The organism is Paenibacillus sp. FSL W8-0186 (assembly GCF_037969765.1).
In the GTDB taxonomy this organism is placed as follows: domain Bacteria; phylum Bacillota; class Bacilli; order Paenibacillales; family Paenibacillaceae; genus Fontibacillus; species Fontibacillus woosongensis.
This window is the reverse complement of the sequence record NZ_CP150207.1, coordinates 2,544,264-2,557,328: the sequence shown is the minus strand read 5'-3', so window position 1 is coordinate 2,557,328 and position 13,065 is coordinate 2,544,264. Positions and strand designations below refer to the sequence as shown.

The window sequence follows — 13,065 nt, the reverse complement described above, 5'->3', positions numbered from 1 at the left end:
GTCGGTGTGCGAATCGGTCCGGGGTTTCCTTGTTCATTGAATGCCAGTGCCTATTTGGATTTAAAACTACAGCAGGGATTCGGCCCCATCGATGACGATCCGGGCGCCGGTAATGTGCACGGATTCATCAGAGGCGAGAAACGCCACTAAATCCGCCACATTCTCCGGTTGTCCCGGACCGTCCGCGAGCGGCTGCGAACCTTCCGGGTATTCCACCGGAATGATAATCTCCTCCAGCTCTTCGCTGACCTCTGAGGAAGAATCGATATTCGTTGAAATCGCGCCGGGACAAATGACATTGACGCGGATTTTGAACTTCGCAAGCTCCAAAGCCAGCATTTTGGCAAAGGCGACCTGGCCAGCCTTCGTCGTGCTGTAAGCCGACATGCCGAATCCAGAGAAGCGGTCGTTCCCGTTGATTGAGCTTGTGATGATAATGCTGCCGCCGCCCTGCTTTTTTAAATACGGAACAGCATGCTTTACGGTTAGAAACGTCCCGTTTAAATTAATTCCCAGCGTGCGCTGCCAATCCTCGAACGTCATTTCTTCTACGGGAGCCAGTGTGCCGTTAATGCCGGCATTAGCAAATACAATATCAATGCGTCCGAAATGATCCGCGGCTTCCTTAACGGCCTGCTCCATTCGCACCGGATCCGACACGTCGACGTCAAACGAACGCGACACCCCCCGATAGATTTCATTAATCTGGTGCTCGGTGCTGCGCGTACGGTCATCTATTAAATCAAACAGCGCGACTTTTGCGCCTTCCTTCGCCAGCTTGATAGCGGTTGCCTTGCCGATTCCGGAGCCGGCCCCCGTAACAATCGCGGTTTTTCCTTGAAAACGAAGTCGATTACCCTGCTTCTCCGCCATAAAGGTCACACTCCTACCAGAATTTTGGGTTCATTCGCCGAGGCAGGCCCACGCTGTATGCTCCGCCTTGCCGTCTGTTTCAAGATTACCCAAAACAGGGGGTGATTTAACCACTGGATAAGCAAAATAGATTTAAAACGACTTATTTTTTACCACGTTAAAAATTGAATAACGGCGAGGGAAACGAGCCACGCTGCCATCAGTCCGATCACAACGAGAAAGCCGGTAACAAACCACCGCACATAACTGCCTCGAGCAGGCGCTTCTTCATTTTGCCTGACCTTCTCCTCCAGACGATCGACCCTCTCCCTGAGTTCCATGATTTCATCATCTATCCTGCTCACAAATTCCCTCCCTCACGTCGGCTACTGACTTCCTTGAATCTGCTCACAGGGCTCCCTGAACCAGTGCAGAAGCATCTCCTGGAATTGGCCCTTCTGCGTCGGGGTAGCAATAAGCCAATCTTCATCCGCCTTTGTGCTAGAACGGAACAGCCAATTGATCGAATGGTTGTTGATAAACTGCGCATGCTGCGATTCCCACTGATCGCCATTCCACGCAAAGAAACGAATGTCCCCTTTCGCCACATGAGTCTTCAGGCAATTAGCCAGTGAAATGGCCCCCTCTTGATCATCCGTGATCTTCAGCAGCTCTACCATGACATCCTCCATATCCAAATCATCGAGCTGCCGGATAACCTCCGCAAACTGCCGCCTGGACAGCATAAGCGCAGGCAGCTCTCCCGGGCAATGCGCATTCCACATCATTTTGCCGGCCAAGCTCCCGCATACGTTTCTGACCTCGCTAATTTCATCCAGCTGATGCAGTGCCGGATTGTCCTTTGATCTTTCCACCTTGACTACGCATTCGTCCGCAATATGTAGAAATTGTTCGTACGTCTCGGTTCCTGCACGATATTTCACCCAACAAGCTTTATCAGCCAGGGACGCCGCCACCAGCCTTGACATAACATGCATCGGGACGGTCAGCAAATCCTTGCTCCCCCGAGGCGTTAAATAACCTTTCTGAATTAAGGATTCCCGGACATGCTCCCAATTCTCATCCATCTCCTTGAGCAAAAAGCCGCGAAATGGACCTTCCTTCCCCAGCAGACGGTCTGCTCCGAGCAGATCGGTTAAATAGATCAGTTCTTTGGATTCCAGTGTTACGATTTCACTCTGGGACGCATCCGCAATTAACATCTGCCCACCTCCTCAACAATATCAGGTATGACTCGTTAATCCTATTTTCTCTATCTAACTCGATTGAAATCAGTACTACTAACCTAGGAATGTTATCAGGGTTTGATCATACCTAAAATTTTAGCCAATATATTTAACCCTTTTTTCCAAAATTTGAAACACTCCTTACAGTTTTGTAATAACTTCATTCCTATCATAACACTATTTATACCATTTATGCTCGGAATAATTTGGAAATCTATTGCAATATACCCATAAAAATAGGAAAATCAGCTTAACTTTTTCGTTATTTTGAAACTTTATCGGCCGCTTTTTCGTAGTTAAAATAGAAAAAAAAGAAAACAGCCATTCCATTTTTCGATATTCCTCATCAAAGATTAATTGAATTATAATGTTTTCTTAATCTGTTTTTAAGTTTTCTGCTTTACAATATGTACTATGAAACCACTGTATTAAGAGGTGATTCACATGAAAATACTTATTAGCTTTCAGAATAATCAGATCCCAGTATATTTCAACGTTGATAGCAAACAGCCGATTCAGCGGACCCTCAAGCTGCTGACCAGCGCGCTGGAGAACAAATTCAATCATGGTAAACGGGCGTTGAAGAAATGCCTGAACTCCCTGATCAGTATTGAAATCGAAGGCTCGGAAGCCATATTGCACAGCAAGAGCGAATATGACTCCTTGGCGCTGTCTCTCTATTAATATTTTCGTCAACAGCAAATTATGATTTTTGTTGAATAGAAGAAGAGGCCCGAAGCAGCGGCGGTTACCACGCCGGCTTCTGGGCCTCTTCTTCATGCCAAGCTTTCTCTATGCGGATCAGGAACAAACGAATCAAATTTTGCCTCATTGGCTGATAGGTACAGCTTTGCAGCTTTTTCAGAATAAATCGGTCGATCGCCATATCCTCCTCCCCTTTATTCAGGTAATACGGCATCTTGGAAATATTTACCCACCCTTAATGGTTATTTAACCCAATTGGAACTGGTTAAACTCAAATTAATAATGGCCCACGGATGAATTTGTATCAGCAGGGCGGCTGTTCTTCGACCCTAGATTCAACTTCAGCGCTACTGCTGTCGCGACAAGCAGCATCCCATTCATCACGAACACAGTGGGAATCGCTATCCAACCCGCCAACGTCCCGCCAGCAATCGGCCCCATCATATTGCCAAGCTGCCCTGCAGATTGATTGAGACTGAACGCCCTGCCGCGGAATTCGGGTTCCGTCGTTTGGACGATCAGCGCATTGAGGGCGGGAAATACGGCGGCGAAAAACAACCCATAGATGAAACGCAGCGTGCCAAACCCGAAAATATCGTGAAAGAACACTTGTAAAATATTGCCGAGACCTCCGCCAACCAAGCCGATGATCAGCGTATTCCGATAGCCGATCCGTTCACCAATTTTGGCCCATACCGGAGCGGCGAGCACGGTAGAAATCCCCACCGCCGAGAATATGATACCCGAGCTGAAGGAAGCATCTGCAGCGGAAGAGCCCAAATGCAGCACATAGAGCGATAGAAGCGGCTCAAGAACCATCACAGAGGCCGTAACGATGAGCACGACGGTCAAATGCCGCATTAATGGACGATTCTCGGCAGCAGAGCGCAAGTCGTCAATAACACGGGAGCGGACTTTGTTCTTGTCAAAATTGTATTCCCGGACGAATAGCCAGGCGATCAAGGTGGGAATAAGCACGATGGCTCCAGCCGCAAGGAAGGACTCCCGGTAGCCGACGAATTTGCTTAGAGCGCCGCCCGCGAGCGGGCCGATAATCCCTCCTGCCGCTCCGGCTGTTGACATAATGCCGAGACAGAATCCTACCTTCTTCTCCGGAGTATTGGTCGCAATCAGCGCGATCGCCGACGGAACATAACCAGAGAGCAAACCGGTTAGAATACGAACAATGACCAGTTCGAACGGATTTCTGACGAAGGCATTCAGTACATAGACTAGACAGAGGGCAAAACCCGCCCGCAGCAGCATCGGCTTCCGGCCGTATTTGTCAGATAGCGATCCCCAGAAGGGAGCGATTAGCGCGCTTGCCAGAAATGTAATGCCAAACGTAAAGCCGGACCAAATCGTCAAATGATCGGTAATGCCTAAATCATGGGCAATAAATAAGGACATGAAGGGGATAACCATGGAATAAGCCATACTGCAAAAAAACACACCGAGCCAAAGCACAACCAAATTTCTTCTCCAGGGGACTTCCATGTAACCACCTCTGCTTCTGCATCTTGAACTATCTAATTCCCTGGTACAGTAAACATAATAACTCCATTGTACCACTTTACCCATATTTCGATCGCCTGAATTCCGCCAGGTAATGTTATAATTTCTCTGATAACAATTGTAAAAGGAGCTAATGCCATGGCTTTAATTCAATGCCGTTTTTTCTCCGAGGTACTGGGCCTCTCCACTTCCATGACGGTCATTTTACCCCAGCCTGCCAAAGCGCAAATCGGATTGGGCGGCAGCGAAGTATCCGGTCCTTTTCCCGCTTTGTATTTGCTGCATGGACTGTCGGATGACGATTCGATCTGGCTGCGCCGGACATCGATAGAACGTTATGTTGCCGAGCTCGGACTTGCAGTCATCATGCCCCAAGTCGATGTCAGCTTCTATACAGACATGGCTGCCGGCAAACGATACTGGACTTTCATCAGCGAAGAGCTTCCTTATATATGCCGTTCCTTTTTTCCCCTGTCGCAGCGCCGCGAGGATACCTTCGTCGCCGGCCTGTCAATGGGCGGATATGGCGCTTTCAAGCTGGCCTTGAGGAAGCCGGACACATTCTCAGCAGCCGCCAGCCTGTCTGGCGCCTTGGACGTGTCGGTCAACCGGATCGATGAAGTGAGACGCCCGATCGAGAATAACAATCAGTCGCTTTACGAGCAAATATTCGGTCCTGCCGGCCCAAAAGACACCGAAAATGATTTATTATATCTGCTCAAGACGGTTGACCCAGCTTCCGCCCCGCGGCTGTACCAGTGCTGCGGCACTGAAGATTTCCTGTACGAGCAGAACATCCGCTTCAGGGATGCATGCAGGAATTCCGGCTTTGATTTGACTTACGAGGAGGGTCCGGGAAATCATGATTGGGCCTACTGGGATGCGCGCATTCAGGACGTTCTAGCCTGGCTGCCGCTAAACAGGGCTTGACTCCAGGTGGATATTAAGGAGCATTTCCTGTAGGATAGTATTGTTTCGGCTAGCGCCAACGCAAACTTCATTCACGAACTAGGAGGACTCACATGCAAGACGTTATTATCATCGGTGCTGGTCCTTGCGGACTCTCGGCGGCCATAGAATGCCAGCGGCGGGGGCTTCACGTTCTCGTACTGGAGAAGCATTCTCTTGTTCATTCCATTTATTCTTATCCGACGCATATGCAGTTTTTTAGCACGCCGGAACTGCTGGAAATCGGGGATATTCCCTTCAGCACGCCTAACGATAAGCCCTTCCGCCATGAAGCTTTGGCCTATTACCGCGGAGTCAGCCGCCACTATAATCTGCATATCGCTTCCTACGAGGAAGCCACGGCGATCCACCGTCACGAAGACGGCAGCTTTACCGTCCATTCGGTCACGCGTAGCGGCGAAAAGTGGGAATACCAAGCCCGCAACGTCATTATATCCACGGGTTATTTCGATCATCCGAACATGCTCGGCATCCCGGGCGAAGAGATGGATAAGGTGTCCCACTATTTCCGGGAGGCGCATCCGTACACGGGCACGAAAGTTGCGATCATCGGTGGCAGCAACTCCGCAGTCGATGCCGCGCTTGAATTGATTCGCGTCGGAGCACAGGTAACGATCGTGTACCGCCGGGACAGCATCTCGGAGCAGATCAAGCCATGGGTAAGGCCGATCTTTGAAAGCATGGTCAACCGCGGAAAGATCGATCTAAGGCTATCTTCCCGGGTTATCGATATTGCCCAAGATCATGTCATTATCGAATCCGAGCTTGGCCGGGAGAAAATTTTGAACGATTTCGTGCTGGCCCTTACCGGATTTCACCCGGACCGGAAGCTGCTGTTCCAGGCGGGCGTCAAGATGTCAGGCGAAGCGGATAAGCCGGTCTTCGACCCGGAAACGATGGAGAGCAACGTGCCCGGACTGTATGTTGCCGGTGTTATCGCCTCTGGAAGCAACGCCAATGAGGTATTCATCGAAACCGGCCGCAAACATGGCGTGCTGATCGCCGAGCACATCGTAGCCAGCAGATCGGGAGAGGCTTGACCATGAGCCAAGTCGATGTCACCTCGCTTATTCTGCTATTTCTAGCCGCGCTAGGTATTTTCAGCAGCAATTTGCCGATTACAGTTGCGATGATTTTCCTGCTGCTGATCCGGGTACTGCAGCTGCATTCCACCTTCCCTTGGCTGGAGAAATACGGTTTGACGGTGGGCATCATCATTCTGACGATCGGCGTCATGACCCCTGTCGCGAGCGGCAAAATCCCCTTGTCCGTCATATGGTCTTCCTTTTTCCATTGGAAATCCCTGCTTGCCATTGCCGTAGGCATGCTTGTCGCCTGGCTAGGCGGACGGGGAGCCGCGCTAATGGGCAGCCAGCCGACTGTCGTTGCAGGCTTGCTCATCGGTACGGTGCTTGGTGTAGCCTTCTTCCGCGGGGTTCCAGTCGGCCCGCTGATCGCGGCTGGCATTTTGTCGCTTTTTATCGGCAAGCTGTAGAAGCTCAAGAAGTTCGAGACTATTCCTAAGCGCAAAAGCGCCCGTGAAGCCTTTATGCTTCACGGGCGCTTTTTGGCATGATGCCTTAGCCAATGATTTTAAACCAATTTCAATAACAGACAATAAGTCCTATCCAGCCATGCTAGGGATTCAAATTCTGAATACTGTAGAGCTGGGCATAAACCCCGTCCTTGTCCATCAGCTCTTCGTGCGTACCCCGTTCGGCGATACTGCCGTTCTTCATGACGATAATTTGATCCGCATGAGTGATCGTGGACAAGCGATGGGCAACGATTAAGGTCGTCCGGCTTCTGGAGAGCTGCTGAAGCGACTGCTGGATGAGATGCTCTGACTCCAAGTCCAGGGCCGAGGTGGCTTCATCCAGTATTAAAATCGGCGGATCCTTCAAGAATACCCGCGCGATAGCAATACGCTGCTTCTGCCCGCCGGACAGCTTCACGCCGCGCTCCCCGACTTCCGTGTCATAGCCATTCGGCAAATCCATAATAAATTCATGCGCATTCGCCGCCCTGGCCGCCTCATAAACCTCCTCTTCACTGCTGCCCGGTTTACCAAACAGTATGTTCTCGCGAACGGTGCCGCTAAACAGAAAATTATCCTGCAGCACCATGCCGATCGAGCTGCGCAGGCTCTCCATCGTCCACGCCTTCACATCCCGGCCGCCTACCAGCAAACTTCCCTTCTGAATATCGTAAAATCTTGGAATCAACCCGACAAGAGACGATTTTCCTCCCCCGCTCATCCCAACGAATGCTACCGTCTCTCCCGGATGAATCTGAAGGGATATATCCCTAAGCACCCAAGGGTCCCGTTCATGATATTTGAACCAGACATTGCGGAGCGCTATGCCATGATTCCCTCCCTTGAGAGGGAGAGCATCCGGCTGATCAACCATATCGTACGGCTCCTCGAGCAATTCCAGCACCCGTTCCCAGGATGCGGATGCCTGGGTCAGCACAGTCGAGGAGTTAATCAGCCGTTTCAATGGCGAATAAAGACGATCAAGATAACCGAAAAACGCGATAAATGTACCCAGCGTCAAATTCTCCTGAATCACCAGATAACCTCCATAACCGATGACCAGCAGCGGAGCAATATCCGTCATCGTGTTGATAATCGCAAAGGTCCAGGCATTCCAGCGGCTGTGAGCCAGCGCTTTCTTCAAATAATTCCCGTTGACGCCTTCCAGCTTGGCCTGATCATGCCTTTCCAGAGCAAAGCTGCGAATGACCGAAATCCCTTGGATCCGCTCATGCAAATACGCCTGGATGCCAGCGAGAGCTGCAGAACGGTCTTTGGTCAGTTTTTTGAGCTGCTTGTACAGTACCTTGACCGCGATCGCGTACAGCGGAAAAATCGCGATAGATACAAGGGTCAGCACCGGATCCAAATAGAACATGAACCCAAGGACAAAGACGAGCGTGAAGGCGTCCAGCCACACATTCATCATGCCGACTTCAACGATATTTTTGGTTTGCTCCGCGTCGTTGATGAAGCGGGAGATGATCTCGCCCACCTTCGTGTTCTGATAATAACGGAGCGAAAGTTTTTGCAAATGGCTGTACAGCCTATTGCGAAGGTCGAAAAGAATTTTTGCCGTGATCATTTGCGCGAAATACTGCCGGGCATACTCCACCGGCCCGCGCACGATGACAAAGAGAAACAGCGTTGCCCCAAGCACGATCATCAACTGGGAGACCTGCTCCTGAAGCCCCATCGATTTATTCAGCAAAATATCGTCAACGACATATTTCTGCACCAGCGGCAGCATCGACGGAATGCCGAACTTCAGCACGCCGATGAATAAGGTGAGCAGTATCCATTTCGTATATGGTTTAACAAAAGTAAAATAAGCTTTCCAATGTTTCAACTGATGCGCACATCCCTCTATGCTGTTCTGCTAAAACGAATTCTGTAATATCCGTAATTCCATATTACGCAATTAACGAGCCGTGAAGCTGGCCGAATGCCCCTGCAGCAGACCTTCCGCGTATTTATCCAGTCGTTCGGCCAGAACATCCTCGTCCAGGTGCGTGATACCAAGATCAATCCATCCGCGGTATACCTCTAGGCCATCTGAAACGTAACACGCCAAGGTCACCATATCCCAGTATGGATCGTATTCCGCTGCCTGCCCGCCCTGCATGCATTCCAGATAGGCAGCAAGGAACCGGTCGGCCGCCTCAGAACCATGAAGCTGAGCCAAGTTCACCCGGCAATGCCCCACGTCGATTCCTGACGGACCCAGGCAGGCGTTAACCCAATCGACGATGCCGGACACCCGCCCATGCTTCCACAGCACGTTGCCGGGATGATAATCGCGATGAATGAACCGGGGCGTATACGCTGGCTCCGGCCCCTGAATGATTCGGGCGATTTCCCGCCAAACGTCAGGTTTGCCCGTCCATTCGGGAATGCTGAAGCGGGTTGGATCGATATATGAAAAATAAGTCCAAGGAAATGTCTTCGTTCCCTGAAGATGCAATTGGGCCAGCGCCTGGGCGAGCCCGCGAAGCCAATCTACCCGGTCCGCCGGCATAAGAACGACCTCGCCCGGCAAACGCGACATGAGGACGGAAGGCATGCCGCCGCCGCTTCCATCATCATCAGAAGCGATCCATTTGGGGGACATAATCCCATACTCTGACGCGGCTTGAAGCGCCGCTGACTCATGCGCCACGAGATCCGGTTCTTCTTCAAGCCATACCCGGTCCGTATATTGGCGCAGCACCCATCTGGCGCTCTCCCCGCCCTTCTCCAGTATCAGCTCGTATACGGCAGACGAGATTCCCCCTAGCAGGGGCCGGACATCACGAATGTTCCAGCTTCCCCCGCATTGCCCCCTAATCCAGGCAAGGACGCTTTCAGATAAGCCTTCGTTCCGCTGCAGTTTCTGTGATTCAGGCATAACCTTCCTCCATTCGTCATTCATTTTTTGCCGATCAAGCTGTATTTGTATCCATGTTGTGATATACTCCCTAGTAATATGTCCCTGCCACGAGCGATCGCTTGCGGCAGTCGACAAGAGCAGCAACCGTTTGTAGGAGGATAACCATGTCACGTCGATTTGTCATTGAAGCCGTGATGGTGGCCATTTATGGGGAGTTACTCGCGCCCGGCGCGCCAGTAGAATATATTGTACCTTACACCACCGTCATGGAGCTTTACGAATTTCAGAATAGTCCCGAACCTCTCATGCATGATCCAGCCGATAACTTGCATGTTAAGAATAAAATCAATGAGTTAATAGCTTACCTGGAAGAACCGCTCAACCGCAAAAAGCTGGAACGAGCCTTGAATATTCCCTGGGCCAAGAGCCCTTCCATCCTGTTCGGCGAGAACGTCTCATGGACGGTGGTCAATGCGCTTGATAACGAGCAATACGGGGAATTCCTCGATCCGATCGAGACCGAAATCGTGCTGACTGCACAGCGCGAAAGCGCCCCAGTCCTGACGGATCAGCTGGAACTGATCCGCCGCATCATCGAAGCGGAGGTTCCCGTTCAGGTATTCGATATCCAGGACTTCGAATTCGCTATGGAAGACAGCATTTTCACAAATAATCAGCCGTAATAACAAAGCGAAGGCCCGTTAGACGGGCCTTTTCTTGTCCGAACCAGCAGCTGATCCTCTTTCACCTCGCGCCCTAAAAGCCGTTATCTCACGCTTCAGGGCTTATTCTTGTCCTTTTAGAGTCCTCGCCAAGGAAATTTGCGGGCCTATCCTAATCCGCTAATCTTATGCCTCGGCCGTTTCGTACTCATACTCGATATCATGATGCTTCTGGTCATATGTTACGTTCAAATTGTATCCCTTCAAATACCACAAATCCTTGTCTTCCATGTAGAACGTAATCCCTTCTACCTCAGAGACAGCACCTGGCGAGACCGGGGTTTCAATGCCGATGCCCAGCGCAAATCCCGGGTGAATGGTTCCTCCGGCACTATATCTCGCAAAAAAGCGGATCGCCTGACCCTCTTGTACGCCAAGTTCGTTTTTGAACCAGCCGGCCGCTTCTTTTGTAACGTTGATCATATCGATCCCCCTCCTATCTTCTCCTTATTTTAGACCAATCCTGATGGAATTGCCAAAATAAAAATTGACAGCGGCAAGAAAGCGGTGTTAAACTCAACAGCATACGAGATCTCATTTGCATTAATTACCAAACTATGAAAGGGTGAGCACGGTGTTAATTGTTAATCATTTTCCTGCACTTGATAACGGACACAAGTTACAACTGAATACCGGAGCAATCCCTGCAGGCTGGACTGGATTATATTCGCGAACTGTCCCCGTCGTCTTCTAACGGGTATAGGCAATGCTATACAGCTGCGGTTGCTTCACTTTGTGATAGCAGCGTACGCGTTATATGTTATTGGTCTTCAAGGCATATCGTTTACGGACGATATGCCTTTTTTGCGGTTTCCAATAGAGTCGCCTGTAGGGGCTGCCTCAAGAATGACTTAAAAATTCATGATTTAAAGAATAGGAGGAAACCTTCATGTTTTCCGTTCTTCAAAAGCTAGGCTGGTTCTTCCGGCGAGAAAAAAGGCGATACACGATCGGATTGATCCTGCTGATTGTCGCCGGGATTATCGAGCTGCTTCCGCCCCGGCTGCTGGGTGCAGCAATCGACGACATCGTTAACGGATCCATTAGCTGGAAGTCGCTAACGCAATATATTCTGCTGATTGTCGGCGTGCTCATCGTCATTTACTACATGACTTACATATGGATGCACAAGCTGTTCGGCGGTTCCAATCTGATTGAAAGGCTGCTGCGCACGCGGTTTATGAACCATTTGCTGAGGATGACGCCGCCGTTCTTTGAACGGAGCCGTACCGGGGACCTCATGGCAAGAGCAACGAACGATTTGAGATCCGTTGCCCAGACGGCCGGCTTCGGCATGCTGACCTTAACCGACTCGACGGCTTACTTGTCCGTCATCTTTATCGCTATGGGCACGCTCATCAGCTGGAAGCTGACGCTGGCCGCGGTCATTCCGCTCCCTTTCATCGCTCTGGCCATGATGATTTACGGCCGCATCATCCACCAGCGCTATACGCTGGCTCAGGATGCGTTTGGCGATATGAATGACCAGGTGCTGGAATCGGTCGCCGGTGTGCGCGTCATACGCGCCTATGTACAGGAGCGGCTTGATGAGAAGCGGTTCCAGGACGTTACCGACGACGTGTACCGCAAAAATCTGGCCGTCGCACGGGTCGATGCCTATTTCGAGCCAACGATACGGCTCTGCGTTGGGCTCAGCTACGCCATCGGCCTGACCTATGGCATATACCTCGTGTTTCATAACGAGCTGACCTTAGGCGACCTCGTATCATTTAATATGTATCTCGGTATGATGATCTGGCCGATGTTTGCCATCGGCGAATTGATCAATATCATGCAGCGCGGCGGCGCCTCCCTCGACCGGGTGAACGAGACGCTGAACGTCAAGCCCGACGTCGAGGACGCAGCCGATCCGGTCCATGTCGATCATCCCGATACCATTGAGTTTAATAATGTCACTTTTCAATACCCGACTTCGGCGCAGGTTAACCTCGACAGCATTCATCTGAAGATTCACCGCGGCGAGACGCTTGGCGTCGTCGGGCGTACCGGCAGCGGCAAATCTACGCTGCTGAAGCAGCTGCTTCACGAATATCCGTTAGGAACCGGCGAACTGACTATTTCCGGCATTCCGCTTCAAAATATCGCGCTTTCTCAACTCCATGGCTGGGTCGGTTACGTCCCGCAGGAACAGATTCTGTTCTCAAAGAGTGTTAGGCAGAACATTCAATTTGGCCTCAAGGACGCTTCGGATGACAAGATTATGGAAGCGATTCGTACCGCTGCGTTCGATCAGGATCTGGGAACCTTGTCCGACGGGCTGGATACGCTGGTTGGCGAGAAAGGCGTGGCCCTCTCCGGAGGACAGAAGCAGAGGGTATCGCTGGCAAGAGCATTTATCGCCAATCCGGAAATCCTAATTCTCGATGATGCGCTTTCGGCCGTTGACGCCCGTACGGAAGCCCGAATCGTCGACAATATCCGAAGCAAGCGTGCTGGCAAAACCACGCTCATCTCCACTCACCGGCTATCCGCGGTGGAGCATGCCGATTGGATCGTCGTGCTGGAGAAGGGACGCATTATCGAGCAAGGTACACACCAGGAGCTGCTTCAGGCGAATGGCTGGTACCGCGAACAATATGAGCGTCAACAGGTTGAATCCAACCTTGACGGGGAGGTGTCCTAATCCTC

The 13,065-nt window shown here is 51.0% G+C and carries 14 protein-coding genes; 6 read left to right on the top strand and 8 right to left on the bottom strand.

What is annotated here, in order from left to right; all coding sequences use genetic code 11:
• Positions 1–66: 66 nt before the first annotated feature.
• The 3 genes from MKX50_RS11535 to MKX50_RS11525 form a co-directional block, all read right to left on the bottom strand.
• On the bottom strand, positions 67–873 hold the full coding sequence (locus MKX50_RS11535) for an SDR family NAD(P)-dependent oxidoreductase (protein ID WP_213588533.1): 807 nt from the start codon (positions 871–873) through the stop codon (positions 67–69).
• Positions 874–1,022: 149 nt separating this feature from the next.
• The gene (locus MKX50_RS11530) at positions 1,023–1,217 is read right to left on the bottom strand and encodes a hypothetical protein (protein ID WP_339159694.1); all 195 of its coding nucleotides are present in this window, start codon (positions 1,215–1,217) and stop codon (positions 1,023–1,025) included.
• Between the two features lie 21 nt (positions 1,218–1,238).
• The gene (locus tag MKX50_RS11525) at positions 1,239–2,075 is read right to left on the bottom strand and encodes a hypothetical protein (RefSeq protein WP_339159693.1); all 837 of its coding nucleotides are present in this window, start codon (positions 2,073–2,075) and stop codon (positions 1,239–1,241) included.
• 468 nt (positions 2,076–2,543) lie between these two features.
• Between MKX50_RS11525 and MKX50_RS11520 the strand changes: the two genes are divergently transcribed.
• The gene (locus tag MKX50_RS11520; protein ID WP_155611069.1) at positions 2,544–2,783 is read left to right on the top strand and encodes a hypothetical protein; all 240 of its coding nucleotides are present in this window, start codon (positions 2,544–2,546) and stop codon (positions 2,781–2,783) included.
• A 64-nt stretch (positions 2,784–2,847) separates the two neighbouring features.
• Here MKX50_RS11520 and MKX50_RS11515 read toward each other — a convergent pair whose 3' ends face one another.
• Together MKX50_RS11515 and MKX50_RS11510 are read right to left on the bottom strand one after the other, a co-directional pair.
• Positions 2,848–2,985, bottom strand: coding sequence for a hypothetical protein (locus tag MKX50_RS11515; RefSeq protein ID WP_213588536.1), 138 nt, complete (start codon positions 2,983–2,985; stop codon positions 2,848–2,850).
• A gap of 95 nt (positions 2,986–3,080) precedes the next feature.
• The gene (locus tag MKX50_RS11510; protein WP_339159689.1) at positions 3,081–4,301 is read right to left on the bottom strand and encodes an MFS transporter; all 1,221 of its coding nucleotides are present in this window, start codon (positions 4,299–4,301) and stop codon (positions 3,081–3,083) included.
• 156 nt (positions 4,302–4,457) lie between these two features.
• Between MKX50_RS11510 and MKX50_RS11505 the strand changes: the two genes are divergently transcribed.
• From MKX50_RS11505 to MKX50_RS11495, 3 genes are all read left to right on the top strand, one after another.
• A complete protein-coding gene (locus MKX50_RS11505) occupies positions 4,458–5,249 on the top strand; it encodes an alpha/beta hydrolase family protein (protein WP_213588537.1) in 792 nt (263 codons plus the stop codon).
• Positions 5,250–5,341: 92 nt separating this feature from the next.
• Entirely contained in the window at positions 5,342–6,328 is a 987-nt protein-coding gene (locus tag MKX50_RS11500; protein ID WP_213588538.1) for a YpdA family putative bacillithiol disulfide reductase, read from the top strand.
• Positions 6,329–6,330: 2 nt separating this feature from the next.
• Positions 6,331–6,783 carry a DUF441 domain-containing protein gene (locus MKX50_RS11495; protein WP_155611065.1) on the top strand — a complete coding sequence of 151 codons (453 nt, stop codon included), beginning with the start codon at positions 6,331–6,333 and terminating at the stop codon, positions 6,781–6,783.
• 142 nt (positions 6,784–6,925) lie between these two features.
• Here MKX50_RS11495 and MKX50_RS11490 read toward each other — a convergent pair whose 3' ends face one another.
• Entirely contained in the window at positions 6,926–8,674 is a 1,749-nt protein-coding gene (locus MKX50_RS11490) for an ABC transporter ATP-binding protein (protein WP_339159687.1), read from the bottom strand.
• Between the two features lie 72 nt (positions 8,675–8,746).
• A complete protein-coding gene (locus MKX50_RS11485; RefSeq protein ID WP_339159684.1) occupies positions 8,747–9,712 on the bottom strand; it encodes an aminoglycoside phosphotransferase family protein in 966 nt (321 codons plus the stop codon).
• Positions 9,713–9,858: 146 nt separating this feature from the next.
• Here MKX50_RS11485 and MKX50_RS11480 point away from each other — a divergent pair, with 146 nt between their 5' ends.
• Positions 9,859–10,377, top strand: a complete 519-nt coding sequence (locus MKX50_RS11480; protein ID WP_339159683.1) for an ADP-heptose synthase — start codon at positions 9,859–9,861, stop codon at positions 10,375–10,377.
• A 165-nt stretch (positions 10,378–10,542) separates the two neighbouring features.
• Here the strand turns inward: MKX50_RS11480 and MKX50_RS11475 are convergent, their stop codons facing one another.
• A complete protein-coding gene (locus MKX50_RS11475; protein WP_155611061.1) occupies positions 10,543–10,839 on the bottom strand; it encodes a HesB/YadR/YfhF family protein in 297 nt (98 codons plus the stop codon).
• 466 nt (positions 10,840–11,305) lie between these two features.
• Here MKX50_RS11475 and MKX50_RS11470 point away from each other — a divergent pair, with 466 nt between their 5' ends.
• Entirely contained in the window at positions 11,306–13,060 is a 1,755-nt protein-coding gene (locus MKX50_RS11470) for an ABC transporter transmembrane domain-containing protein (protein ID WP_339159682.1), read from the top strand.
• Positions 13,061–13,065: the final 5 nt, after the last annotated feature.